This is a genomic window from Novosphingobium terrae, assembly GCF_017163935.1.
Classification (GTDB): Bacteria; Pseudomonadota; Alphaproteobacteria; order Sphingomonadales; family Sphingomonadaceae; genus Novosphingobium; species Novosphingobium terrae.
The window spans coordinates 3593451-3619483 of sequence record NZ_JABVZR010000001.1; the positions used below are offsets into that span (position 1 = coordinate 3593451).

Genomic DNA, 26033 nt, shown 5'->3' on the forward strand with positions numbered 1-26033 from the left:
GAGGTGAATGCGAGGGTGTTACACCCTCGCGCTCCCTTTAATGTCTACGTTGCGCATCGGGTTCAGCCTTAGAGCAACGTCGCAGGCTTTAAAATTGGAGATTATCGTAAGGCGCCGGGGCTTTCTGCCTGCGGCGCCTTTCCTTTGCGCAGGTGGAGAGTTGAGGCGCACGGATCGGGAATCACTGCCCGTGCGTCGGAAGACGTCATGGGAGCGCGAGGGGGTAACCCCCTCGCATTTCCCTTTTTACCCCTTCTGCCACCGGGCAACAAAGAACCCGTCCAAACCGCCTTGCTCGGCAAGCATCCCCGGATCGGTCCGCACCCAGCCTTCGGCGGTCGGAGCCACACCCTCGGGCAGTTCCGAGGCCAGCACCGGCTCGGCCACCAGACCCGCAACCTGTGCAGCCTGATCCTCGCCCTCTTCACGCTCCAGCGAGCAGACAGCGTAAACCAGCCGACCGCCCGGCTTCAGCCAGCCGGCAGCGCGCGCGATCAGCGCCTGCTGGATCTCGGCCATGTCGGCAATCTGGCGCGCACCGATGCGATGCAACACATCGGGATGGCGGCGCGCGGTGCCCGTGGCGGTGCAAGGAGCATCGATCAGGATCGCATCGAAAAGGCCTTCTGGCTCCCACTTCAGGGCATCGGCGGCGATGGCTTCAGCTTTCAGGCCCGTGCGGGTCAGGTTCTCGCGCACCAGTTCAAGGCGGCGGGCCGACTGGTCCAGCGCCGTCACATCCCAGCCCAGCGCGGCCAGTTGCATGGTCTTGCCACCGGGCGCGGCGCAGAGGTCCAAAGCGCGGCCCGTTCCAGCGCCGATCAGGCGGGTGGGGATCGCGGCGGCCAGATCCTGCACCCACCAAGCGCCCTCGTTAAAACCCTCCAGCGTCTCCACCGCACTGCCGCGCGATAGGCGCACATGGCCCGGCATCAGGCTAACCCCACCCAGCTTTTCGGCCCAAAGCGCGGTTTCGGCGGGATCACGCAGGGTAAGGTCCAAAGGGGGCGGCACGGCCAACCCCTGCGCCACAGGCAAAGCCCGCTCACCCCAGCGCGCGGCGACGGCCTCGGGCAGGCTGGGCGTTTCGGGCAAAACCGCATTGCGCTTCACCAAAGTCGAAAACACCCCATGCGCCAGACGGCGCGGGCCGCCCATCAGCAGGTCGAGGCCGGTCGCCACCACGGCGTGGGGCGGTGTGCCCAGCCGCAGCCAGCCCGCCAGCATCAGACGCAACACGGCGCGGGGCTTGGCGTCTTCCGGCAAAATCTGATGCGTGGCCGAATCGATCAGCGCGTCCAGATCGACCAGCCAGCGCAGCGCCTCCCCGGCCAAAGCGCGGGCCAGAGCGCGATCCTCGCGCGCCTTGATGCCCTGGCAGGCGGCGTGAGCGGCATTGTCCAGCGTTTCGCCCCGGCGCAGCACGGCATCCATCATGCGCAGCGCGGCGCGGCGGGCGGGAAGGCCTTTTGTATCCTGATCTGTCATCGTGGCCCCCCTACTCTATCTTTGGCCATATTGAAATCGCCGCGCTGCGGGTGCATCTGGGGGCCTATGGCCGACATGATCAAACGCTCGACTCAGCGCCCCGCCGCTTTCGCCAAGCCCGCGCATTGGTCGAACGATCCGGTACCCGCCCCCGCCGCTCCAGTGGCGGAGGACGACCCCGAGGGCCTCTCCCCCACGCGCTATGGCGATTTCACGCGCAAGGGCATCGCCTGGGATTTCTGAACCCGCCTCACAGCAAGGTCTGAAGCTGACGTAAGGGAGATACGCCATGCCGATTGCCAGCCTGCTCCTGCTGCTTGCCGCCCAGCCGACAGAGGCACCCGCTGCGGCCCCTGCAGCGACTCCCACCGCCGATCCGCTGGCCTTCGTGGCACAGGGCCTGCTAGAATGCGCCGAGCCCGATGAGGCTTCGAAAACCTGCCATGCGCTGGCCCATTTCACCCCGCGCCCCGACGGCAGCTTCACCGATGACACCGAAGTGCTGCTGCGCCCCGATATGAAGATGACGCTCAGCTTTTCCGGCGTTGCGCGGGTGAAGGGCAATCAGGTCTGCGGCACGGTCTCGATGCAGATGGTGCAGCAAGCCAAACTGCGTTTCGCCGGAGAGCCGCTTCCGCCCGAGCACAGCGCGGAATTGCTGCCGCGCATTCAGGAAGGCATGGCCCGCGAGGGGCTGATCGACCGGGAATTGTGCTCCACCCGCACGCCGGATGGGAGCGGCAATCCCCGCAGCTTCACCCGCCATGCCACCATTGCCGGGCAGCCGGTGAATCACCCTGATGATCATCTGCTCTGGGTGTCGCCCGATGCCGGCTACAGGGTGGCGCCCAAACCCAAACCCTAAGCCCAGCCGGACAGTTCTCGGCGCACCAGCGTTTCGATCATCGCCATGCCTTCCTCGCGCGCGTTGAGGCAGGCGAGCACAGCGAAATCCTGACCACCGGCTTCCACAAAGACCTCGCGCCCACGGATCGCCAGTTCCTCCAGCGTCTCGACGCAATCGGCGGAGAAGCCCGGCGCCACGATGGCCAGCCTGCGCGTGCCCTTGGCGGCCTCGGCGGCCAGCACGGTTTCGGTGGAGGGCTCCAGCCATTTGGCGCGGCCAAAGCGGCTCTGGAAGGCGGTTTCCACGCGCAGCGCCGGGAACAGCGGGGCCAGAGCCTCACTCAGCAGGCGGGCGGTCTTGCGGCATTGGCAGTGATAGGGATCGCCCAGATGCAGGGTGCGCTCGGGCATGCCATGGAAGGAAAGCAGCAGCACCTCGGGCACGAAGGGCAGCGCGGAAAGCTGCCGCGACACATCGCTGCTCAGCGCCGCGATATGGGCGGGATCGTCGTGATAGGGCGGCAGGGTGCGGATCGCGGGCTGCCAGCGCATCGCGGCCAGAGCCTGCCCCACGGCATCCATCACGCTGGCGGTGGTGGCGCCCGAATATTGCGGATAGAGCGGGCAAATCAGGATACGGTCGCAGCCCTGCGCCTTCAGAGCCTCGATCTCCCCGGCGATGGCGGGCTGACCATAGCGCATGCCCCAGCGCACCGTCACGCCCTCACCCAGCCGCGCCTGAAGCGCCACAGCCTGAGCCTTGGTGATAGCAGCCAGAGGCGAGCCTTCGTCGGTCCAGACCTGCGCATAGGCATGGGCCGATTTGGCAGGCCGCGTGCGCAGAATGATGCCATGCAGGATCGGCAGCCAGATGGCGCGCGGAATCTCCACCACGCGCGGATCGGAGAGGAATTGCGCCAGATAGGTCCGCACGGCAGCAGGCGTCGCGGCCTGAGGCGTGCCCAGATTGACCAGCAGCACGCCCACCTTCCCCACATTCACGGCGGGATGGTTTGCAGGCAAAGCGGTCTGGCTCACAGTCATATCCTCATTCTTCGCTGCCAAGAGGCAGACGGCGCAGGCGCAAGCCCGTCGCCGAAAACAGCGCATTGGCGATGGCCGGGGCGGCCACGGCCACACCCAGCTCGCCGGGATCTTCGGGATCGGCGGTGGAGGCGATCAGGTCAACCACCACTTCGGGGCAATTGCCCAGCAGCGGCAGATTGAGCGCCGCCAGCCGAGCCCCCATCGGCAAGCCACCATTCCACACCGGGGCCGAGCCCAGCGCCAGCCCCATGCCATAGACCAGCCCGCCCTCGATCTGCTGCCGGGCGATATCGACATTCACGATGCGGCCGATATCGGCCACGGCAACGATGCGGTCCACCGCCACGCCTTCGTCACCGCGCCGGGCCGTCACCACGGCGGCGATGCAGCCGCCACGGATGCGGTGGCAGGCGATGCCCTGCCCGCTGGCATCATGCCCGCCGTTCCAGTTGGCCAGCGCCGAAACGCGTTGCAGACACGCCGCCAGCCGGGGATCTCCCTCCAGCAAGGCCATGCGGTAGGAGAGCGGCTCGCGGCCCTGAGCGGCGGCGATTTCATCGACAAAGCTCTCGGTGATGAAAGCACCCAGAGCATGCCCATTGCCCCGCAGCCGCCCGGTCGGCAGGCCGACGCTGACGGGCGCCTGCTCGATGGTGAGGGCAAAGCTGTAGGGCGGAACGAAGCCCTCCATCGCCAGCGGATCGGCATGGGCGTTCTGGTGATGCGCCATCGCCTCGGCGCGGCTGGCGCCTTGCAGCAGGCGCGCACCGAACTCCCGCGCGGCAGAGGGCATCGCCACCCGCAGCCGCCATGCCGCGATGGTGCCGGTCTGATCGACGCGCGCCTCGATCTGCGCGGCCAGAGGCGGGCGGTGGATGGCGGTGACGGCCTCCTGCCAGCGGGTGTAGATCAGCAGCACCGGCTTGCCGGTCTCGCGCGCGATCAGCGCGGCCTCCACGGCATGGGGGCATTCCAGCCGCGCATCGAAACTGCCGCCCGCCGCCAGCGGGTACAGCACCACATGCTCCACGCTGATATCCAGCGCCTTGGCCACGGCGCGGCGGGTCTGTTCGGGGGCTTGTGAGGCCACCCAGATTTCGCAGCGGCCATCACGCAGTCGGGCTACCGCGCTGGCGGTTTCCAAAGGCGCGGCCACGGCGGCGGCGACGTCATAGCGCTGGCTGTAGGGCGGCTTGCTACCAAGCAGGGTCTCGGGATCGCCCTGCTTGGCGATGATCTGCCCGCCTTGCTTGATCGCCGCCTTCAGCGCCGTGTCGAGCGCGCCATCGATCTTTTCCGCACTGATCGGGCGATGGACCGAAAAGCGCGGCGCCACGGCGGCCAGCGCCTGTTCCGCCGCCCAGCTGTTGGTGGCGACGGCAGCCAGCCAATCGGGCCCTTCCACCAGCCTGAGGAAGCCGCTGATGCCCTTGGCAGCCTTGGCATCGTGACCGGCCAGATGCGCCGCCTCGCCCACGGGAGCATGGCGGATCGCGGCGAAGACCATATCGGGCAGGCGTACATCGCCCGCAAACATCCAGCCGCCATCGAGTTTGGCAGGCAGATCGAGCCGGGGGAAAGGCGGTGTACTGCCAGAAGGCAAACGCGCGGGGTTTTCGGCAGGGGGCGGGCCAAGCGGCAGGGGATCGGGCAGCGTCAGCCCGGAGGCTTCCTGCGCCAAAGCTCCAAACGTCAGGCTCTGCTGGCCATGGCGCACCAGCCCGGCGGAGACCGTGCAGTCTTCGGCATTAACGCCCCAGCGCTTGGCCGCAGCTTTCACGAGAAGCACCCGCGCCCCAGCGGCTGCGTGGCGCACAGGCGTTTCATAGGCCGCGAGTGACAGCCCATCGGCAGTGGCGCTAAAGCGATGCTCTTCCGCCCAATGGCGAGGCAACCACGTTGCCGGTTCGATTCCGTCCCCAGGAACCATCGGCAGCCACAGCTCCGCCCAGCGCGCCGCCAAAGGCGCATTGGCGAAAATCTCCGACACCGGCGCGAAGACCACGCCCATCTGCCGCCAGTCCGCGCCCAGTTCCAGCGCGGCGATCTGCGCCAGCTGGGTGCTGATCCCCTGCCCCATCTCCAGCTGCGGCACGCTGACGGTCACCACACCATCGCGCGCCACCCTGATCCACGCATCGAAGGCCACTTCGCCCTCGCCCGGGGGCAGAGGCAGCGGGTAAGGCCGCTGGCGCAGCCCCCATGCCACCACCAGCCCGCCGCCAAGGGCCGCGCCCACCAGCAATCGGCGGCGCGACAGCTCCATGGTCAGGCTTGCGCTTTCAGCCAGACGGCCAGCTTGGCGGCAATCGCGGCGAAGGCCTTGCCCTGCAGCGTGTCACCGGCGGCTGGAGGCCTGCCCGCATCGCTGTCCACGCGGATCGAGAGGTCCAGCGGCACGCGGCCAAGGAAGGGCAGGCCCATCTCATGCGCGGCCTGCTCGGCGCCGCCATGGCCGAAGGGGTCGGAATGCTCACCGCAATGGGGGCAGATGTAGCCCGCCATATTCTCGACCAGACCGATCACCGGCACGCCCACCGTGTCGAACAGCTGGATCGCGCGCGTGGCATCCATCAGCGCCAGATCCTGCGGCGTGGAGACGATGATCGCGCCCGCCGGCTTGTGCTTCTGCACCATGGTCAGCTGCACATCGCCGGTGCCCGGCGGCAAATCGATGATCAGCACCTGCGTGTCGCCCCAATGCGCCTCGACCATCTGGCCCAGCGCGCCCGCCGCCATCGATCCGCGCCAGGCGATGGCCTTGCCCGGCTCGATCAGATTGCCCATCGAGAGCGCCTTGACGCCGAAAGCCGTGGGGATCGGAAACATCTTGCTGTCGGCGGCTTCGGGCTTGATGCCTTCGGTGCCCAGCAGGCGCGGCTGGCTGGGGCCGTGAATATCGGCATCGACCAGCCCGACCTTGATCCCCTGCCGCGCCAGCGCCACCGCCAGATTGGCCGAGAGCGTCGATTTGCCCACGCCCCCCTTGCCCGCGCCGACCGAAATGATGATCGGCCCCTTGGGCTTGGGCGCCTCGGCAGGGCGGTCGGCCATGATGCCCACGCGCACCTCGTTCACGCCCTCCACGCCCGCCAGCGCCGCACGAATGGCCTGTTCGGCCTGCTCGCGCCCGGACTGATCCAGACCGGCGCCATCCAGCACCAGCGTCGCCACGCCCTCGGTCAGCCGCGCGGATTGCACCCGCTGCGCCAGAGCTTGGGGCAAATGCTGCTTGAGCATATCGGGCGAGGTCATGGGCAAAAAACTTTCAGGCATCGGAACATGGGAGATTGCCTAGGGCCCTAGCAGGCTTTCCGCCATGGCACAGGATGAATTTCGGCAATACCGGCGCTTGTCCCCTGTTCTTGCGCGAAAGGCGTCCTATAGATGTGTTCATGAAGCTTTTGGGTGAATGGATCGACCGTCTCAGGCCGGGGCACGCAGCCGCTCCGCATCTTCTGGCCAACCGCAAGGAGGATGGCGCGGGGGAAACGCCGCCGCCCGCTGCTGATGGCCCCGGCGATCAGCCGCCTGCTTCGGGTGACAGCACCCAGCCACCCCGCAATCCATGGGCGCCCGAAGCTCCTCCTCCCCGCCGCACGCCGGGGATCGAGGAGATTTTCCGCCAGACCCGCAATGGCGGCCCCCGGAAAGAGGGCGGAGACAAGCCCGGCGGCAACGGCGGTGGCGGCCCCAAGATCCCCACGCCGCCTGATCTGCGCCATCTGCTTCACCTGCCGCCGCGCCACAATGGCAAGAGCTGGTGGCCGATCATCATCGGCGGCGCGCTGGTGCTGGGCGGTCTGCTGTCTTCCGCGCATCAGCTGGGGCTGCATGAGCAGGGCATCGTCACCACCTTCGGGCAATACACCAAAACCCTGCAACCCGGCTTCAACCTCACCCTGCCATGGCCCTTGCAGGAGGTGGCGGTGAAGGATGTCACCACCATCAAGCAGCTCTCCGTCCCCAATGGCGAGGCGGAGAATCTGATGCTCACCAGCGATCAGAGTCTGGTCAACATCTCCTATGTCGTGCGCTGGAGCATCCGCGACCTCAAGCTCTACAGCTTCCAGCTGAAGGACCCCGAAGGCACCGTCACCGAAGTGGCCGAGGCCGCCATGCGCGCCACCATCGCCGAGGTGCGGCTGAACGATGTGATGGGCGGCACCGCCAGCGCGGAGGTCGGCGCCCATGTGCAACAGCGCATGCAGGCGCTGCTCGATGCCTATCACGCCGGCGTGCTGATTCAGGGCGTGGACCTCAAGAAGGCCGATCCGCCGAGCAAAGTGAACGAGGCCTTCCAGAAGGTGCAGGCGGCGCAGCAGGACCGCAGCCGCTACATCCAGCAGGCACGCGGCTATGCCCAGCAGACCGTCGCCCGCGCCGAGGGTGAGGCCGCCGCCTTCGACCGCGTCTACACCCAGTACAAGGCCGCGCCCGAGGTGACCCGCCGCCGCATGTATTACGAGACGATGGACCGCGTGCTCTCGCAGAATGACAAGGTGATCCTGCCCAACGGGCCGACAACCTATCTGCCGCTGCCCGAACTGCGCCGCCGCGCCGAAGCGGTGCCCGATGGTTCGGCCCCGCCGCCGCCCCAGATGGGAGGCGCCCAATGACCGGCACCTTCTGGCAGGATCACAAGCTGGCGCTCAGCGTGGTGGCCGCCGCTGCCGTGGCGGCGCTGCTCAGCGTGGTCGAGGTGGATGAGACCGAGCAGGCCGTGGTGCTGCGCAATGGCGCCCCGGTCTCGGTCATCAACAAGTTCAAGCCCAATCAGGATTTCGGCCAGACCGGCGCGGGTCTCTATCCGCGCATCCCCTTCTTCGAAACGGTGGTGCGCGTCGACAAGCGCATCCAGCCGATCGAGATGGACCGCCAGCTGGTGATCTCCTCCGATCAGCAGCGGCTGGAGGTCGATGCCTTTGCGCTCTATCGCGTGATCGATCCGGTGCTGATGGTCAGCACGGCGGGCACGATGGACCGGCTGAAGGAGCAGTTGCAGCCGATCCTCAATTCGCGCCTGCGCCGGGGGCTGGCCTCGCACACCTTCCAGACGTTGCTGACGGCCGAACGCGGCGCGGTGCTGGCCCAGATCCGCCAGCAGTTCGACCGCGAGGCGCGGCAATATGGCGTGCAGGTGATCGATGTGCGGATCAAGCGCGCCGACCTGCCCGAGGGCACCGCGCTGGAACGCGCCTTCGCCAATATGGAAGCCGCCCGCGAGCAGGAGGCCACCGCCATCCGCGCCGACGGCCAGAAGCAGGCCCAGATCATCGAGGCCGATGCCGAGGCCCGCGCGGCGCAGACCTATGCCGCCTCTTTCGGCAAGGACCCCGGCTTCTACGACTTCTACCGCGCCATGAAGAGCTATGAGGCGACCATGGCCAATCCGCAGGTCAAATCGGGCACCACCATCGTGCTGACGCCCGACAATGATTATCTGCGGCAGTTTCGAGGCGGCGGCAAAGCCGCCCCAACCCAGGGAGGCGGGAAAGCCAAATAGTTCATTTACCCAAATGGGTTACGCCCCAGCCACCAGAATCCCGCGAAGATGAACCATTCAAACTGCGTTCAGGGCAAAAAGCGCCAATATCCGGCGAAACCTGACGTCCATCCGCCCGTTAGAGCATCGTGCGAAAAAGTGGGAACCGGTTTTTCGCGAAAACGATGCGACAACAAAAATCAGGAAGATCCAGCGCGATCTTGAAATCACGCTGGATCTTCCAACCTGTTGAATTGCTCTTGCGCCTTGCGCCCCGACCGGGGCAGCATGCGCCGACTTCAGAAAAGAGGACCGAGCCCCGTGCGATATGCTTATGGATTGACCAGCGCCCTGCTGCTGGGTGGCGCCACATTCTCGCTGGTGTCCGGCTTCCCCGCCGGCGCGCAGGTGGCGCAGAATGATGCGCAGAAAATGTCCGCCGTGGTGCCCCGCGCCGGTGCGCCCGCCAGCTTCGCCGATCTCACCGCCCAGTTGCAGCCCGCCGTGGTCAACATCTCCACCCGCCAGAAGGTGAAGGTGCAGAACGAAAACCCGCTGGCCGGCACGCCCTTCGAAGGCATGTTCGGCGGCGGCGACAATGGTGGCGGCGGTGGCGGCCAGACCCGCGAAGCCCAGTCGCTGGGTTCGGGCTTCATCGTGTCGGCGGACGGCTATATCGTCACCAACAACCACGTCATCACCGCCGAGGGCCAGGGCGAGGTCGAATCGATCAGCGTCACCCTCACCGACGGCAATGAATATCCCGCCAAGCTGGTCGGCAAGGACGCCCAGTCCGACCTCGCCGTGCTCAAGATCACCACGCCCAAGCCCCTGCCCTTCGTCAAGTTCGGCGACAGCGGCGCGGCCCGCGTGGGTGACTGGGTGATCGCCATCGGCAACCCCTTCGGTCTGGGCGGCACCGTCACCGCCGGTATCGTTTCCGCCGTGCTGCGCAACACCGGCTCGGGCAGCGCTTACGACCGCTACATCCAGACCGACGCCGCCATCAATCAGGGCAACTCGGGCGGCCCGATGTTCGACATGAAGGGGCAAGTGATCGGCATCAACCGCGCCATCCTCTCGCCCACCGGCGGCAGCGTGGGCATCGGCCTCGCCATCCCCTCTGACATCGCCTCGCCCATCGTCGACAAGCTGATCCATGGCCAGACCATCGCGCGCGGCTACCTTGGCGTGCGCATCCAGCCGCTGAATGACGATCTGGCGGATTCGCTGGGCGTGCCCCACAACAAGGGCGAGTTCATTCAGGGCGTCGAGCCTGGCAAGGCCGCGGCTCTGGGCGGCGTGCTGGCGGGTGACGTCGTGCTGCGCGTCAACGGTCAGGATGTCAGCCCGCGTCAGTCGCTGTCCTATCTGGTGGCCAACACCGCGCCCGGCACGCGCATCCCGCTCGACATCATCCGCAACGGCAAGCCGATGACCCTGCAGGTCACCGTCGCCACCCGCCCGAGCGAGGAAGAGCTAGCCCAGCAGACTTTCGACCCCGACAATGCCGGCGGCGACAACCCCTTCAAGAAGGGCGCCAACCCCAAGGCCCCGGCCAGCAGCGGCCTGACGGAAAAGGCCATCGGCCTCTCCGTGCAGCCGCTGACGCCGCCGATCGCCCGCGCCGTGGGCGTGGCCGAGAACACCAAGGGCGTGGTCATCGGCTTCGTCGACCCCAATTCGGACGCGGGCGCCAAGGGCCTCTCGCGCGGGGACGTGGTCGTCTCGGCGGGCTACCAGCCGGTCAACACCGTGGCCGAGCTGGAAGCCGCCATCCGCGCGGCCCAGGCCTCGAACCGCCCGGCGCTGCTGCTGCAGGTGATCCACCGCGGCCAGCCTGCGGCCTATGTGCCGATCCGTCTGCGCTGATCGCGCCGGCTTCGATTGCAGAAAGGCCCTCGCCGGTTGGCGGGGGCTTTTTTGTTTGTGCAAGGGGTTTGAAGAAAAGAGAAGATGCGAGGGGGTTACCCCCTCGCGCTCCCGGAACGTCTTCCGACGCAAGGGCAGTCGTTCCGCAGCGGAGCGTAAACTTCCCACAGGCACAGAAAAGGCGCCGCAGGCAGTAAGCCCCGGCGCCTTACGATAGCTTGGTATTTTTAAAGCCTGCGGCGCTGCAACTTTAGCGCCTTGGCCGAACCCGAAGCGCCACGCAGACAAAAATGGGAGCGCGAGGGTGTAACACCCTCGCACTGTCCTTTTCCTTCTTAATAGATCCCGAACCCGGGCTGAGCCACCGGCTTCTTCTTCTGCTGAGGCGCCGGCACGGGCTGCGGCTGCTGCGCTTGAGGCGACTCCGGCACCTGCTGCTGATCCGTATCCCCTGCACCCTGCTGGGGCGCCTGCTGCGGCGGCAGGGGCTGGCCATCGGGGCCGACCAGATTGCCCTGATCGTCGGGCGAGTAATAGGCGTTGGGATCGCCCATACCGGCCTGATCGTCCGGCTCCAGCTGCCATTCGGGCAGCTTCAGCTCGGTGTCGAAGGGCTCGGCGGGGCGACCGGCGACGGCGATGCGCATATATTGCGCCCATGCGCGCGCCGGGGCGGTGCCGCCCTGCAGGCCGGGGACGGGGTGAGCGTCGTCGCGGCCCATCCACACGCCGGTGGTGATCCCGCTGGAGAAGCCCATGAACCAGCCATCCTTGTTCGAGGAGGTGGTGCCGGTCTTGCCTGCCACGGGGCGCCCGATCTGGGCGGCGCGACCGGTGCCGATGTTGACGGCGGTCTGCATCAGGTCGGTCATCCCGGCCGCGACGAAGGGGGCGACCAGCGTCTGGCCCTGCGGCTGGGGATGCTGGTAGAGCACCTTGCCACTGGCGGTCACGACCTTGACGATGCCATAGGGCGTCACCGAGGAGCCGTGCGCCTGCACTTCGGAGAAGGCGCGGGCCATCTCGATCAGGCGCACTTCGTTGGTGCCCAGCACCATTGAGGGGTTGGTGGCAATGGCGGTGGAGATGCCGAAGCGCCGCGCCATGGCCGCCACCTGATCGAAGCCCACCTTCTGGCCCAGCTGGGCGGCGACGGTGTTCTTGGAATAGGCGAAGGCGGTGCGGATATCGATCTGACCGGCATAGCGACCGGCATCGTTATGCGGCGTCCAGCCGTCGATGGTGACGGGTTCGTCGTTGATCGGATCATCGGGCTTCACGCCGGATTCCAGCGCGGCCAGATAGACGAACAGCTTCCACGCCGAGCCGGGCTGGCGCATGGCCTGCGTGGCGCGGTTGTAGTTGCTGGTCACGTAATCCGTGCCGCCGACCATGGCCAGCACGCTGCCGTCGCGGTCCAGCGAGACCAGCGCACCCTGCGCGCCCTTGGGGGCGTTGGCGGCGACAGCGGCGGTGGCCGCCGACTGCATCTTGGGATCGAGCGTGGTCCAGACTTCCACCGGCTCGGTGTTGTCAGTGCCGATCAGCGTGTCGAGCTGGGGCAGCGCCCAGTCGGTGAAGTAGCGCACCGAGTTCTGAGCGGGCTCGGCGGCCATCTTCACCTTGTCGAGATGCACGGCGGCATGCTCGGTGGAGGTGATGGCGCCGGCATCCTCCATCACATCCAGCACCACGCTGGCACGGTCGACAGCGGCCTGCGCGTCGGCGGTGGGCGAGTAATGGCTGGGGGCCTTCACGAGCCCTGCGATGATCGCCGCCTCGGGCAGGCTCAGCTGGGTGCCGGGGTGGTTGAAGAACTTGCGGCTGGCCGCGTCCACACCATAGGCGCCGCCGCCGAAATACACCTTGTTGAGGTAGAGTTCGAGGATCTGATCCTTGGAGAACTTCCACTCCAGCGCCATGGCGATGAAGATCTCCTTGATCTTCCGGCTGAAGGTGCGGTCATTGTTGAGGAAGATGTTGCGCGCCAGCTGCTGCGTCAGCGTCGAGGCGCCCTGACGGCGGTGGCCGCTCTTCACGTTGACCGCGGCCGAACGCATCATGCCGATGGGATCGATGCCGATATGGTCGCGGAAGCGGCGATCCTCGGTGGAGACGATGGCGTCCTTCATCACCGAGGGGATGCGGTCATAATCCAGCCACTGGCCATAGGAGGGGCCGATGACGACCAGCTGCGAACCATCGCGCGCGCGCACAAGGATCGTCTGGCCATTCTGGCTGGATTTCAGCGATTCCAGGCTGGGCAGGCTCTGGGCTTCGAAATAGACGATGCCGAAGACCAGCGAACATGCCAGCACGCCCAGGGCGGCCAGCCACACCAAGATTTTCACCCAGATACTCCGTTTGGAACGCCGTGGTTTCGGGGAGCCTCCGCGAGGGGGCTGCTCACCCGAACCCTGATTTGCCTGGCGCCGAATATCGCGTCTTGCCATTGCGTGAAATTGCATCCTATCGGCGGACAGGCAGGGCGCGAGTCCGCAGCTTTCGCGCCCTCCTAGGCTATCAAAGGGGCAAGGTTAACCCCTGCCCCCGCGAATTCTTGCCGAAAACCGCCTGAACAGGAGCTTAGGGCCTGTTTGGAAAATGCGCTTTCGCGCATTTTCAGCGCGGCACCGGCCCTCTCCCCCACCCGGCCACCCAACGGCAGTATCATATGGGTGGCCGGGTGGGGGAGAGGGCCGGTGCCGCAAATCCGGCTTTCGCCGGATTTCCAGACAGACTCTTAGTCCTTCGCTTCGGGCTCGAAATCCAGCGCGGCGCTGTTGATGCAATAGCGCAGGCCCGTCGGCCCGGGGCCATCGGGGAAGACATGGCCCAGATGGCCGTCGCAGCGGGCGCAGCGCACTTCGGTGCGCACCATGCCATGGCTGACATCGCGATATTCGGTGATGGCTTCCTCGGCCTGAGGCGCCGAATAGGCCGGCCAGCCGCAGCCCGAGTTGAACTTGTCCTCCGAGGTGAACAAAGGCGCCCCGCAGCCCGCGCAAGTGTACTCGCCATCCGCGAACAGATGGTCATACTCGCCGGTGAAGGCGCGTTCCGTGCCCGCCTCGCGCAGCACATGGTACTGCATGGGGGTCAGCCGCTCACGCCATTGCGCATCGGTCAGCGTCTGGGGATCGGCGGGAAGATCGGACATCACGGGGAACTCCTTGGGAAGCGAGCCCCCATATGGAAACGCCCCCGCCCGCCCGCAAGGGTGGAGCAGGGGCGCATCGGTTCAGGCGTGTCTACAGCTTGGCGAAGAGCGCCGTCATGCGGGTCCAGGCGCGCTCGGCCTCTTCCTTGTTGTAGCTGGGGGCGTCCAGCGTGGTCCAGCCGTGATCGGCGTGAAACACCTCCACCTCCGCCGGGCGACCGGCGGCGGCGCAGGCCTTTTTCAGCGCATCCTTGTCACCGGGGGCGCGCGCATCGTCGTTCTGGGCGATGGCAAACAGGAAGCTGGCCCTGGTCTTGGGGATCAGCGCGATGACGCCATCGGGTTTGTCGTCCACCAGCCCGCCGCCATGCAGCGAGGCGCAGGCCTTCACGCGATTGGGCGCCACAGCCGCCGCGCGCACCGTATAGCTCCCCGTCATGCAGTGCCCCGCCGCGCCCAGCCCGCGCGCCTTGTTGACCGAGGGCTGCTTGTCGAGAAAGGCCACGAAAGCCGCCGCGTCCTTGGTGATGCGTTCGGGGTTCAGCGCCGCAATGGCTGGCTTGAGCTTGTCAGCGCCAGCCGGGGTGCGCCATTCGGCCATCGTCGCCAGCAGCGGGGCTTTCGCCGTGCGGTAGTAGTGATTGACCACCAGCACGCTGTAGCCCTCACCCGCCAGCCGCTTGGCCCACAGCTTGTAGGCATCGCGCAGGCCCGCAATGTCCGGCCAGACGATGATGCCAGGATGCGTGCCCGTGGCCGGGTGATAGAGGAAGGCATCGCACTCGCCATCGCCCGTGGGGATGCTGACCGCCTTCTCCACCACGCCCGTCGCCGCATAGGCCGGGCTCGCGGCGATGGCGGCAAGGCCCGCGCCCGCCGCCAGACCGGCGAAATCGCGGCGGGACACGCCCATGGCCTTCAGGGCCGCGTCTTCCTCCAGAACGGTGAAATCATCGCACATGATTTGGATCTCCTGCTCATGCACCCCCTCTGTGCGGGGCGGAATGAAGCATATTGTGGAGAAGGGCGCCATGAAGGATTTGAGAGAAAAGAAGAAGGAAATGCGAGGGGGTTACCCCCTCGCGCTCCCGGAACGTCTTCCGACGATAGGGTATTGGCACCGCATCGTGGCGCCCCGCCTCTCCACCTGCACAAAGGAAAGGCGCCGCAGGCAGAAAGCCTCGGCGCCTTACACTGGTCTGGGAATTTAAAGCCTGCGGCGCTGCAACCCTAGCGCCTTGGCCGAACCCGTGGCGCAACGCAGACAGTAAAGGGAGCGCGAGGGTGTAACACCCTCGCACTTATTCCCTTCAAACCTTCTTACCGCCCCTTGAGAGCCGTCTCACACTCATCCAGCAGCTGGGTGATGATGTCCAGCACAGGCTCTTCCTTGGTAACCATGCCCACCGACTGGCCCGCCATCAAAGACCCGCTCTCGACATCGCCATCGATCACGGCGCGACGCAGGGCACCGGCCCAGAAGCGCTCGATCAGCAGCTGGGCCTCGTGCATGTCCACCTCACCGGCGTCCAGCTTGGCGGCGACTTCGCGCTGCTTGGCGGTGAACTCCTCGGTGCCCTTGTTCTTGAGGGCGCGCACGGGGATCACGGGCAGGCGGGCGTCGACCTGCACCGAGGGCATGGCGTCGCGCGCATGGCCACGGAAGAAGGCCTTCTTGAAATCGGGGTGAGCGATGCTCTCGGTGGCGGCGGCAAAGCGCGTGCCCAGCTGCACGCCAGAAGCGCCCATTTCCAGATAGGAGGCAATCGCCTCGCCGCGACCGATGCCACCGGCGACAAACACGATGTTGTCGGCAGCCAGCTCAGGCAGGATTTCCTGAGCGAGGACGCTGGTGGAGACGGGACCGATATGGCCGCCAGCCTCATGGCCCTCGATCACAAGGGCATCCGCGCCGCTACGCAGCAGCTTCTTGCCCAGCGCCAGCGTGGGGGCAAAGCAGATCACCTTGGCGCCGGTCTCCTTGATCGCCTCAAGGCTGCCCTTGGGGGGCAGGCCGCCGGCGAGGACCACATGAGTCACCTTGTGCTTCGCGCAGACCTCGATCAGCTCGAAGAGCTTGGGGTGCATGGTGATCAGGTTCACGCCGAAGGGCTTGCCCGTCAGCGCGGCGGTGGCGGCGATCTCCGCGTCGAGCAATTCGGGCGTCATGGCGCCGCAGGCGATCACGCCGAAGCCGCCAGCATTGCTGATGGCCGCAACGAGGTTGCGCTCCGAAACCCAGCTCATCGCCCCGCACAGAATGGCATGCTCGCTGCCCAGGAATGCGGCGCCCCGTGCCATCAGCGCCTTGGTCTTGTCCGTCACCAGTTTCTCATATTTTAGGGATTCTCAGGCCGCGCCTATAAAGCGGACATCAAGAAACGGCAATCCGCCTGCATATCAGGGCTGCTATACCCGAGTATGGCTCGGCAATATGGTCACAAATCCGTATTATCCAAAGGCTCGATCAGTGTGACAGGCTTAACCGCTTTTGCGGCACACGAGTGTCGCGCTAGCAAGGCATGCATCTGATCCGAAGGTTTTGAGGAGGCCCACCCATGTCCGATTCCAACAACCCCACCGGCAAATGTCCCGTTGCTCATGGCAGTGCCGCACCCGGCTCCACCCCGCTGACCACCGCCTTCGGCGCGCCGGTGGTGGACAATATGAACTCCATGACCGCCGGGCCGCGCGGCCCCCTGCTGATGCAGGATGTGTGGCTGCTGGAGAAGCTGGCCAATCTGAACCGCGAGGTGATCCCCGAGCGCCGCATGCATGCCAAGGGTTCGGGCGCTTTCGGCACCTTCACCGTCACGCATGACATCACCAAATACACCCGCGCCAAGTTCCTGGGCGAAGTGGGCAAGCAGACCGAGATGTTCGCGCGCTTCACCACCGTGGCGGGCGAGCGCGGCGCGGCTGACGCCGAGCGCGACATTCGCGGTTTCGCGCTGAAGTTCTACACCGAGGAAGGCAACTGGGACATGGTGGGCAACAACACCCCCGTGTTCTTCCTGCGCGATCCGCGCAAGTTCCCTGACCTCAACAAGGCGGTGAAGCGCGACCCGCGCACCAACATGCGCAGCGCCACCAACAATTGGGACTTCTGGAGCCTGCTGCCCGAGGCCTTCCATCAGGTGACGATCGTGATGTCCGATCGCGGCATCCCGGCCAGCTATCGCCACATGCATGGCTTCGGCAGCCACACCTACAGCTTCATCAACGCTGACAACGAGCGTTTCTGGGTCAAATTCCACTTCAAGACCCAGCAGGGCATCAAGAACCTGACCGACGCCGAGGCCGCCGAAACCGTGGCGGGTGACCGCGAGAGCCATCAGCGCGACCTGTATGACGCCATCGAGCGCGGCGACTTCCCCAAGTGGACGATGTTCGTGCAGATCATGCCCGAGGAAGAGGCGGCGACCTGCGGTTTCCACCCCTTCGACCTCACCAAGATCTGGCCCAAGGCGCAGTATCCGCTGATCCAGGTGGGTGAGTTCGAGCTGAACCGCAACGCCGCCAACTTCTTCGCGGACGTCGAGCAGAGCGCCTTCGCACCCAGCAATCTGGTGCCCGGCATCAGCGTTTCGCCCGACAAGATGCTGCAGGCACGTCTCTTCGCCTATTCGGATGCGCAGCGTTATCGTCTGGGCGTGAACTATCACCAGATCCCGGTGAATGCGGCGCGCTGCCCGGTGCACAGCAACCATCGCGATGGATACATGCGCGTCGATGGCAACTATGGCAGCACCATCCACTATCAGCCCAACAGCTTCCACCAGTGGGAATCGCAGAGCGACTATCGCGAGCCGCCGATGAAGATCGACGGCGCGGCGGACTTCTGGAACTTCCGCGAGGATGATGCCGATTACTTCAGCCAGCCCCGCGCTCTGTTCCAGCTGATGACGCCCGCGCAGCAGCAGGTGCTCTTCGAGAACACCGCACGCGGCATGGGTGATGCGCCGGACTTTATCAAGGCGCGCCATATCGCCAACTGCCTGCGCTGCGATCCGGCCTATGGCGCGGGCGTGGCCAAGGCTCTGGGCATGGACGTGCCTTCGGACGTGCCGAGCGATCCTGAACTGGCCGACTGATCCCCATAGCCCTGAAGGGTCGCACAAGAGCCCGCCCCCGGATGGACCACCGGGGGCGGGTTTTTGATTTGAGGTTTAAGGAAAAGAGAGATGCGAGGGGGTTACCCCCTCGCGCTCCCAGGAATGTCTGCGTTACGCCCTATTCTCACCGTTTGGTACGCATTCGGGCATGGGCTGTCCCCCTTCAGGGGGCGGTTCATCGGGATTGTCTGCCGCTCTGGCTTGCTTGTCGGCCTGTGGGGTGGCGACTTGCCGCTGCTCCGCCAACATGGCGGTGCATGCTGTTGCGGAGGATCACGTGAAGGAAAAAAACCGCCTTTCAGGCCGTGTTTGCGTGGTGGCAGGCGTCATGGGCGATATGGGGGAGGCCATCGCCCGGCGCTTCGCCGAGGAAGGCGGGATCGTCGTCGGGATTGATCGCCGCCCGCACGGGATCGGGGAGATGGCGCTGGTCGGGGATCTGACGGATGAGGCAACGGTTCAGGCCCTTTACGCAGACATAGCGGCGCGGTTCGGCCGCCTCGATGTGGTGTACAACAATGCCGGCCCGATTGACCCTGACGACCATTCAGCGCTCGACACCAGCCTTGCCACCTGGAACCGCGTGATCACCTCAATCCTCACCGCGACATGGCTCAGCTGCAAACATGCGATCCCGCATATGGGCAAAGGAACGACCACCGCTTCGATCATCAACACGGCCTCGTTTCTGGCGGGGATGGGCAGCGCGACAGGCCAGATGGCGTTCAATGCCGCCAAGGCAGGCGTGGAACAACTATCTCGCGATCTGGGCGTTCATCTGGCGCGCAGCAACATCCGGGTGAACGCGATCGCGATGGGGCCGATCGAAACCGCGCAGATCAAGGCCACATTCGACCGCATCGGGCCCGAGCAAGCCGCCCGCCGCTTCACCCATATGCCGATGGGTCGCTTCGGAACGCTGGAGGAACTGGCCGCGACAGCAGCCTATCTCGCCAGTGACGATGCGGGGTTTGTGACGGCGGCATCCTTCCCCCTGAACGGTGGCATCCCCCACGCCTTCACGGTTCCGGATGCCTGATCATCTTGTTCAGACAAAACGAATTTTCCCAAAACCAGCCGCACGCCTCCCCACACCCGACGCCAAGCCCCATGGCGCAAAGGCAGACAATAAAGGGATTGCAAAGGGCGATGGCCCTTTGCCCGCCGGAGGCAAAACCCGCTCCCCCTCCCTCACTACGCAATTAACCCCATCCCCTCCTGAAACACCATTAAGCTTAAATCTTTAGATTTGGCCACTCTGGCAACCGTGTCGGCAGTCAGGGAGCGCATCGTGATTCCAAAGGTTTTCCATTTCATCTGGGTGGGCGATGAAAGCCGCCGTCCTGACAATTGCATCCAGACCTGGCGCGATGCCCACCCCGATTGGACCTTCCGCATCTGGGGCAATGACGAGCTGGCCGCCGGCAACTGGATCAACACAATGCACATGAGGGCCATGTCCCAGCGCGAGCTGAACGGCGTGGCGGACATGATGCGCTGGGAAATTCTTCACGAGCATGGCGGCATCGTCTTCGATGCCGACAGCGTCTGCCGCCGCCCGCTGGATGACAGCTTCCTCGATTGCGAGGCCTTTGCCTGCTGGGAAAACGAGATCGCCAGACCGGGCCTGATCGCCGCGGGCTATTTCGGCTGCGAGGCGGGCAATCCCTTCGTCGGCCAGATCATCGCCGATATCCAGAACGAGCCGACCGTGGTGGATCGCATGGCGTGGGAAAGCGTTGGCCCCATGCGCCTGACGCAAAGCTATCGCCAGCACGTCTATACGCCGCTGCGCATCTACCCCAGCCACTATTTCATCCCCACCCATTTCACCGGCCTTACCTATCAGGGCAAGGGGCCGGTCTATGCCGACCAGCTGTGGGGATCGACCAACGGCAGCTATGAGCAGCTTCACACGCTCGATCTGGAGGCCAGGAGCCTGCCGGATATCGCCACCTCGGCGGCGAGCGCCTATGCGGCGGAAGCGCCGGCCCAGACCAAAGCTCAGGCCCGAGTTCAGGAGCTGGCGCGCGCGCAGACCGCCAACCCCGTCCATTCCCAGATCGAGCGGCTGCATGATGCCTATTTCGTGCAGAAGGTCACCGTCGGCACCGAGCTGATGGGCCTCTCGCGCATGCAGGTGCTGGGCGATCTGTGCGCGGGCAAGCGCGTGCTGCATGTCGGTTGCGCCGACTGGCCGATCACCGATCTGAACAGCTCACTGCATCTGCATCTGGACAAGGTCTGCGCCAGGCTCGACGGGCTGGACCCGCATGTCGAGGCGCTCGATCTGCTGCGCCCCCATGTCAAAGGGCGGCTGTTTGCCGATTTCTCCGAGGTGACGGACGACTATGATGTCGTGCTGGTGCCTGAAGTCATGGAGCATGTGCCCGATGTCGGCGATTTTCTGGCCAAGCTCTCGGCGGTCAAGGCGCAGTGCTACCTGATGAGCGTGCCCGATGCCTATCAGTGCCGGGCCGGCCATTTCGACTACATCGATGACAGCGAGACCTTCGTGGAAGTGGTCCACCCCGATCACAATGTCTGGTACACGCCCTACACCTTCCAGAACACCATCCGCAAATACAGCGATATGACCGTGGAGCGCATGTGGTTCTTCAACGGCATCTCGCTGCTGGCCCTGCTCTCCCCCGCGCGACTGGCGGCAGCGGCATGAGCATCGCCGCCGTACTCATCATGCGCAATGAGGCGCGCTGCATCGCTCGCTGCCTCACCAGCCTTGCGCCGCATGTCGACCGCCTCTTCTGCCTCGACACCGGTTCAACCGACGACACCATCGCCATCGCCAGAGCCCATGGCGCCACGGTGGAGCAGATGGTCTGGCCCGATGATTTCTCCAGGGCGCGCAACCATGCGCTGGCGCTGGCCGATGCCGACTGGAACCTGATCGTCGATGCCGACGAATGGATCGCCCAGGGCGGCGAACATATTCGCGCCTTCTGCAAGGGCGCGCCCCGCCTCGGCCGGGTCTGCGTGCTGAGCGATGATGACAGCGCGGGCATGCTGCAGGCAAGCGCCACCCCCCAAAGCCGCAGCTGGATCACCCGCCTCCTGCCGCGCGGCGTGCGCTTTTCAGGCCGCGTCCACGAGCAGGCGATCTCCGACCTGCCGCGTGAGAAGCTGGACGTGCAGATCGGCCATGACGGCTATCTGGCCGCGCATATGGTCGCCAAGCAGGGGCGCAACCGCGAGCTGCTGCTGGCCGAACTGGCCGCTCACCCCGGCGATGCCTATCTGCAGTTCCAGCTGGGCCGCGATGCCGAGGGCGCCGACCACCATGGCGAAGCCTGCCGCTGGTACGAGCAGGCGCTGGCGGGCGCCGCGCCCGATGTGCCATGGCGGCATGATCTGGTGGTGCGCTATCTGCATTGTCTGGGCCAGTCTGGCCGACGCCCGGAAGCGCTGATCATGGCCGAGGCGCAAATGGCCAACTTCCCGACCTCGCCCGACCTGTTCTTCGTCATCGGCAATCTGTGCCTCGATACCGCAGGCCATGAGCCTGCCCGCGCGCTGGACCACTGGCTGCCGCTGGCCGTGACGGCATGGCAGCGCTGCCTCGAAATCGGCGAGAGGCCCGATCTGGAAGGCTCCGTCGCCGGGCGCGGGAGCCATCTGGCGCAGCATAATCTCGATGTTCTGCTAGGCGGGATGCAGCATTTGCCGGGCTGATTGAGGGGTTTTCAGGAAGGAAGAGGCAATGCGAGGGGGTTACCCCCTCGCGCTCCCATGAATGTCTACCTTGCGCCCTGTCCTCGTCGTTACGCAAGTGTTCTGAGCGCTGCGTTTTTTGCTTTGCGCGTGCAGCTTTATTGGCCAGACATTGATTGCCTGCGGCGCACAGAAGGGCCGCTATCGGCAGGCCTCACCGCGTTGCTATCGCTCAAAAGATCATGCGCCTGCCGATTGCAGGCACCCACAGGGCGAGGCACAAAGCGTTTATTCGAATTGCGAGCGGAATGATGGATCGTCAATGAGCCAGCGCATAAACCAGCTGTTGCAAAGGCCGGATGAAGACTTGATCGAAAGATTGACGCTGCTGATCGAGAGTGCCGTCAGCGCACTCGATGAGGGTCAAGAATGCGCTCATGACATAGCAGAGATCAATCGCCTCTCTGGTGGAAGGCACTACAACCGTCATACCTTTTTCGAGCTGTATCGACACACCTCGGCAAGGACTTTTGCCGAAATTGCAGCCAAGGGCCGACCTCCTCTCTTGGAGAATCTTGACCGAGATGAGTTGATAGAGATTTTGGACGCAATCAAAGATCCAGACCTCTATCCCGAATATTTCATTGAGATTCTCGATCTTTCTTTGCCGAAAGTGTGGAGTAGCGACCTCATCTTTTGGCCGACTAAGGAACGATCGTCATCCGAACTTGCTGACTATCTCATCAGCCAAGATCAGAAAGAGGTCTAGAGCGACATTATATATCCGCGAATCGGCTTACAACAACAGCCACCTCGCCCCCAAACCCAAACGCTGCACTCATAACGCAAAGGCAGACAATAAAGGGATTGCAAAGGGCGATGGCCCTTTGCCCGCCGGAGGCATCATCCCCGAACCTGAACCTTAAGCCGGACGCCCCGGATAACGGCACCCCTTCGTCATCCCCACACCTTTCAGGAAACCGCGCCGCGCCATGCCCGCAGCGATGGCGGCTTGCAGCTTGCGCTCCTCGGCGCTGGCGCCTGAGACCTCGCGGATGATCCCGCGGAAGGGAATGAACGACCCCACCACCGTCTGGGCCACATGCCCTGCGCCAACGTTGCGCTTCTTCGCCTTGGCGATGTCCACATCATCGCCCAGCACCGCGTTCAGCTGCGACACCGCATTGGTGATCGCCGGGCAGCCCTTCAGCCCGGCAAGGCTATAGGGGTCCTGCTGGGCGCGCAGCAGCACGGGCGGGATCTCGCCCTTTTTCACATTGAGGTCGGTCAGCGGGGTCTCGGCCACCTGCTGGGCGTTGGGATTGTCCTTGGTGACGGGCTTGGGCGCCTTGTGGTCCTTCTCATCGGTCTTCTCGACGACGGGCTGGCTGGTGGTCTGCTGGGCATGAGCGATCAGGCTCCCCGCAGAAACAGACACCAGGGCGCCAAGCGCCATCGCCGCCGCGCGCAAAGGCCGAGGATTGGAGGATTGCAGCTTCACCATCTGGAGCACCTTTCAAGCTGATATGAAACCATTATGCCCGAAGGCTCGGCAAGTTCCACATCGCTGCTTCAGGGCGCCCGAACGCAAAAACCCCTCGGCAAGCGAACTTGTGCCTGCCGAGGGGTTTTTAAGCGAAACCTGTAACAGTTCCGCGACGTCGGAAGGCTTTAGCCGTCCAGACCGTAAGCGGTGTGCAGCAGGCGCACGGCCAGCTCGACCTCATCGGCGTCGATCACCACCGAGACCTTGATCTCGCTGGTGCTGATCGCCTGGATGTTGATGCCGCGATCGGCCAGCGACTTGAACATGGTGGCGGCCACGCCCGCATGGCTGCGCATGCCCACGCCCACCACCGAGACCTTGGCCACCTTGGGGTCGGTCGTCAGCTTCTGATAGCCGATGACCTCGCGGTTGGCTTCCAGCACGGCCTGCGTGCGGTCCAGATCGGCCTGGGGCACGGTGAAGGTCACGTCGGTGTCGGTGTCTTCACGGCCGACATTCTGGATGATCATGTCGACGTTGATGTTGGCCTCGGCCAGCGGCATGAAGATGGTCGCCACGGCGCCCGGGCGGTCCGGCACGGCGGTCAGGATGACCTTGGCTTCGTTCTTGTCGGCGGCGATGCCGGTGATCAGCTGGCGTTCCATGTCCAAACCTTCCAGTTCCTCGTCGGAAACAATCATGGTGCCCGGCAGCGTGTCTGCGGCGGGCGCGTTTTCATCGATAAAGGAGGAGAGCACCTGCACCCGCACGCCCTCTTTCATGGCGAGCGCCACACAGCGCGTCTGCAGCACCTTGGAGCCGACACTGGCCAGTTCCAGCATCTCTTCATAGGTGACGTTTTTCAGCTTGCGGGCCTTGGCCACGATGCGCGGATCGGTGGTGTAGACGCCATCGACATCGGTGTAGATGTCGCAGCGGTCGGCCTTGATGCCGGCGGCCACGGCCACGGCGGAGGTGTCCGAACCGCCGCGCCCCAGCGTGGTGATGCGACCGTCTTCGGTCACGCCCTGGAAACCGGGGATGACGGCGATCTCGCCCGCAGCCATGCTGGCCAGCAGAGCTTCGGATTCGATGCTCTGGATGCGGGCCTTGGCATGGGCGTCGTCGGTCAGGATCGGCATCTGCCAGCCCAGCCAGCTGCGCGCCTTGCAGCCCATGGCCTGAAGCGTCATGGCCAGAAGGCCGCTGGTCACCTGCTCACCGCTGGCGACGACGACGTCATATTCGGCGGGATCGTAAAGCGCATGGGCCTCACGGCTGAAGTTAACGAGGCGGTCGGTCTCGCCCGCCATGGCTGAGACGACCACCGCCACCTCATGCCCGGCTTCCTGCTGGCGTTTGACGATGCCCGCCACGCGCCGAATACGCTCGGTCCCGGCCATGGAGGTGCCACCGAATTTCATCACGATGCGGGCCACAACAGGCTCCTTACAACTTTGCCTTGAAGAAACTTGCCACCCCGCGCTTGCCCGGGGCGGACGCGGCGCTTTAGAAAGGGATCATGAGCAACGCAACAGGCAACATTGATACAATCCGCAAGGCCGAAGCAGACCATTTCGGAAAGCTGGCGGCGGAATGGTGGAATCCGAAGGGTTCCTCGGCGATGCTTCACCGGCTTAATCCGGTGCGGCTGGGCTTTATCCGCGATTCCATCGATTCGCACTGGAAGGGTGATTCGCGTTCCGTGCGCCCGCTGGCGGGCAAGACGGCTCTGGATGTCGGCTGCGGCGCGGGGCTCTTGTGCGAGCCTTTGGCCCGTCTTGGCGCGGCGATGACCGGCGTGGATGCGGCAGCGGAAAACATCGAGGCAGCGCGCGCCCATGCGGCGGGATCGGGCCTGCCGATCACCTATCACCATGGCGAACTCTCATCGCTGGGGCTGCGCGGCTTCGATCTGGTCACCAGCATGGAGGTGATCGAGCATGTGGCCGACAAAGCCGCCTTCATCGCCGCTCTGGCCGAGACGCTGGCCGACGATGGGCTGATGATCCTCTCCACCCCCAACCGCACGGCGGCCTCGCGCCTGCTGCTGATCGAGGCGGCGGAGCGCATCGGCATGGTGCCGCGCGGCACCCATCACTGGGACGATTTCATCACCCCGCCCGAACTGGCAATCCTGCTTCAGGATGCCGGTTTTCAGGTGGGCCAGCCGATGGGCATCGCCTTCTCGCCGCTGAAAGGCCTGCACCTCTCGGACGATATGAGCCTGAACTACATCCTGACCGCCAAACGCGGCTGAACCGGAACCGGCGGCCTTGCGAGGCCGCCGGGCCTTCACCTGATCAGAACACTTCAGCCCACTCGGGCTCCTTGAAGCCCACGGCGACGACCTTGCCGTCCTTCTCCACGATGGGCCGCTTGATGGCGCTGGGGTTGGCGGCCATGATCGCCACGGCCTTGGCCTCGTCCAGATCGGCCTTCTGCTCCTCGGGTAGTTTCTTGAAGGTGGTGCCGGCGCGGTTGAGCACCTTCTCCCAGCCCACAGCCTGAGCCCAGCGCGCGATCTGCGCCTCATCGGCCCCGGCCTTCTTGTAATCATGGAAGGCGTAATCCACGCCCTTGGCGCCCAGCCAGGTGCGGGCCTTTTTCACCGTGTCGCAATTGGGGATGCCATAGAGGATGATCGACACGGGCGCTGCTCCTTTGCCTGCAAGAGAGGCAGCCCCTAGCGCAAGCTTACGCCGGCATCAAATCGTCAAAGCTTTAAGGGAGATGGCGCATCCAGCAGGATTCGAACCTGCGACCCCTGCCTTCGGAGGGCAGTACTCTATCCAGCTGAGCTATGGATGCTTGCTCTGGCCATGCGACTAGCAGCGGTTGAATCGGATTGCCAGCCCTTTCAGC

22 protein-coding genes and 1 tRNA gene are annotated in these 26033 nt (G+C 65.0%); 11 read left to right on the top strand and 12 right to left on the bottom strand.

Annotated features, from left to right (window positions below):
- Nucleotides 1-246: 246 nt before the first annotated feature.
- Nucleotides 247-1488: an RsmB/NOP family class I SAM-dependent RNA methyltransferase gene (locus tag HGK27_RS16110; RefSeq protein ID WP_206241852.1), complete on the bottom strand. Its 1242-nt coding sequence runs from the start codon at nucleotides 1486-1488 to the stop codon at nucleotides 247-249.
- A 66-nt stretch (nucleotides 1489-1554) separates the two neighbouring features.
- On the opposite strand from HGK27_RS16110, the gene HGK27_RS16115 reads away from it, so the two are divergent.
- On the top strand, nucleotides 1555-1731 hold the full coding sequence (locus HGK27_RS16115; RefSeq protein WP_241127230.1) for a DUF1674 domain-containing protein: 177 nt from the start codon (nucleotides 1555-1557) through the stop codon (nucleotides 1729-1731).
- 46 nt (nucleotides 1732-1777) lie between these two features.
- Nucleotides 1778-2353 carry a hypothetical protein gene (locus HGK27_RS16120; RefSeq protein WP_206241854.1) on the top strand — a complete coding sequence of 192 codons (576 nt, stop codon included), beginning with the start codon at nucleotides 1778-1780 and terminating at the stop codon, nucleotides 2351-2353.
- Here the strand turns inward: HGK27_RS16120 and hemH are convergent.
- From hemH to HGK27_RS16135, 3 genes are read right to left on the bottom strand one after another with little or no spacing between them, the layout of a single operon-like run.
- On the bottom strand, nucleotides 2350-3378 hold the full coding sequence (hemH, locus tag HGK27_RS16125; protein ID WP_206241856.1) for a ferrochelatase: 1029 nt from the start codon (nucleotides 3376-3378) through the stop codon (nucleotides 2350-2352). The genes HGK27_RS16120 and hemH overlap by 4 nt on opposite strands.
- 4 nt (nucleotides 3379-3382) lie before the next feature.
- The gene (locus tag HGK27_RS16130) at nucleotides 3383-5647 is read right to left on the bottom strand and encodes a molybdopterin cofactor-binding domain-containing protein (RefSeq protein ID WP_206241858.1); all 2265 of its coding nucleotides are present in this window, start codon (nucleotides 5645-5647) and stop codon (nucleotides 3383-3385) included.
- Between the two features lie 2 nt (nucleotides 5648-5649).
- On the bottom strand, nucleotides 5650-6435 hold the full coding sequence (locus HGK27_RS16135) for an Mrp/NBP35 family ATP-binding protein (protein WP_241127400.1): 786 nt from the start codon (nucleotides 6433-6435) through the stop codon (nucleotides 5650-5652).
- Nucleotides 6436-6776: 341 nt separating this feature from the next.
- On the opposite strand from HGK27_RS16135, the gene hflK reads away from it, so the two are divergent.
- The 3 genes from hflK (at nucleotide 6777) to HGK27_RS16150 (ending at nucleotide 10738) form a co-directional block, all read left to right on the top strand.
- Nucleotides 6777-8000: a protease modulator HflK gene (gene hflK / locus HGK27_RS16140; RefSeq protein WP_206241862.1), complete on the top strand. Its 1224-nt coding sequence runs from the start codon at nucleotides 6777-6779 to the stop codon at nucleotides 7998-8000.
- Complete coding sequence (hflC, locus tag HGK27_RS16145; protein WP_206241864.1) at nucleotides 7997-8887, top strand: protease modulator HflC; 891 nt, start codon at nucleotides 7997-7999, stop codon at nucleotides 8885-8887. Before hflK ends, hflC begins: the two co-directional genes overlap by 4 nt.
- Nucleotides 8888-9187: 300 nt before the next feature.
- Nucleotides 9188-10738 (top strand): Do family serine endopeptidase, encoded by a 1551-nt coding sequence (locus HGK27_RS16150; RefSeq protein ID WP_241127231.1) that lies wholly within the window; start codon nucleotides 9188-9190, stop codon nucleotides 10736-10738.
- 335 nt (nucleotides 10739-11073) lie between these two features.
- On the opposite strand, the gene HGK27_RS16155 is transcribed toward HGK27_RS16150, so the two are convergent.
- The 4 genes from HGK27_RS16155 to HGK27_RS16170 form a co-directional block, all read right to left on the bottom strand.
- Nucleotides 11074-13191: a transglycosylase domain-containing protein gene (locus HGK27_RS16155; RefSeq protein WP_206241868.1), complete on the bottom strand. Its 2118-nt coding sequence runs from the start codon at nucleotides 13189-13191 to the stop codon at nucleotides 11074-11076.
- A gap of 290 nt (nucleotides 13192-13481) precedes the next feature.
- A complete protein-coding gene (gene msrB, locus HGK27_RS16160) occupies nucleotides 13482-13898 on the bottom strand; it encodes a peptide-methionine (R)-S-oxide reductase MsrB (RefSeq protein ID WP_206241870.1) in 417 nt (138 codons plus the stop codon).
- 91 nt (nucleotides 13899-13989) lie between these two features.
- Nucleotides 13990-14859 carry a dienelactone hydrolase family protein gene (locus HGK27_RS16165; RefSeq protein ID WP_206241872.1) on the bottom strand — a complete coding sequence of 290 codons (870 nt, stop codon included), beginning with the start codon at nucleotides 14857-14859 and terminating at the stop codon, nucleotides 13990-13992.
- Nucleotides 14860-15218: 359 nt separating this feature from the next.
- A complete protein-coding gene (locus tag HGK27_RS16170) occupies nucleotides 15219-16199 on the bottom strand; it encodes an NAD(P)H-dependent flavin oxidoreductase (protein WP_206243291.1) in 981 nt (326 codons plus the stop codon).
- A gap of 257 nt (nucleotides 16200-16456) precedes the next feature.
- Here HGK27_RS16170 and HGK27_RS16175 point away from each other — a divergent pair, with 257 nt between their 5' ends.
- The 5 genes from HGK27_RS16175 (at nucleotide 16457) to HGK27_RS16195 (ending at nucleotide 22451) form a co-directional block, all read left to right on the top strand.
- Entirely contained in the window at nucleotides 16457-17992 is a 1536-nt protein-coding gene (locus HGK27_RS16175; protein ID WP_206241873.1) for a catalase, read from the top strand.
- A gap of 298 nt (nucleotides 17993-18290) precedes the next feature.
- Entirely contained in the window at nucleotides 18291-19052 is a 762-nt protein-coding gene (locus HGK27_RS16180) for an SDR family oxidoreductase (protein ID WP_206241874.1), read from the top strand.
- A 252-nt stretch (nucleotides 19053-19304) separates the two neighbouring features.
- Nucleotides 19305-20690, top strand: coding sequence for a glycosyltransferase (locus HGK27_RS16185; RefSeq protein ID WP_206241875.1), 1386 nt, complete (start codon nucleotides 19305-19307; stop codon nucleotides 20688-20690).
- Nucleotides 20687-21703, top strand: coding sequence for a glycosyltransferase (locus tag HGK27_RS16190; RefSeq protein ID WP_206241876.1), 1017 nt, complete (start codon nucleotides 20687-20689; stop codon nucleotides 21701-21703). Before HGK27_RS16185 ends, HGK27_RS16190 begins: the two co-directional genes overlap by 4 nt.
- A 301-nt stretch (nucleotides 21704-22004) precedes the next feature.
- Entirely contained in the window at nucleotides 22005-22451 is a 447-nt protein-coding gene (locus tag HGK27_RS16195; protein ID WP_206241877.1) for a hypothetical protein, read from the top strand.
- A gap of 153 nt (nucleotides 22452-22604) precedes the next feature.
- Here HGK27_RS16195 and HGK27_RS16200 read toward each other — a convergent pair whose 3' ends face one another.
- Together HGK27_RS16200 and HGK27_RS16205 are read right to left on the bottom strand one after the other, a co-directional pair.
- Nucleotides 22605-23186 carry a hypothetical protein gene (locus HGK27_RS16200; protein ID WP_206241878.1) on the bottom strand — a complete coding sequence of 194 codons (582 nt, stop codon included), beginning with the start codon at nucleotides 23184-23186 and terminating at the stop codon, nucleotides 22605-22607.
- A gap of 167 nt (nucleotides 23187-23353) precedes the next feature.
- Entirely contained in the window at nucleotides 23354-24607 is a 1254-nt protein-coding gene (locus HGK27_RS16205; RefSeq protein WP_407674624.1) for an aspartate kinase, read from the bottom strand.
- 83 nt (nucleotides 24608-24690) lie between these two features.
- On the opposite strand from HGK27_RS16205, the gene ubiG reads away from it, so the two are divergent.
- Nucleotides 24691-25428 carry a bifunctional 2-polyprenyl-6-hydroxyphenol methylase/3-demethylubiquinol 3-O-methyltransferase UbiG gene (gene ubiG, locus HGK27_RS16210; protein ID WP_206241879.1) on the top strand — a complete coding sequence of 246 codons (738 nt, stop codon included), beginning with the start codon at nucleotides 24691-24693 and terminating at the stop codon, nucleotides 25426-25428.
- Between the two features lie 43 nt (nucleotides 25429-25471).
- Here ubiG and HGK27_RS16215 read toward each other — a convergent pair whose 3' ends face one another.
- Complete coding sequence (locus tag HGK27_RS16215) at nucleotides 25472-25819, bottom strand: arsenate reductase (RefSeq protein WP_206241880.1); 348 nt, start codon at nucleotides 25817-25819, stop codon at nucleotides 25472-25474.
- 83 nt (nucleotides 25820-25902) lie between these two features.
- Nucleotides 25903-25979: transfer RNA gene (locus HGK27_RS16220), tRNA-Arg, on the bottom strand.
- Nucleotides 25980-26033: the final 54 nt, after the last annotated feature.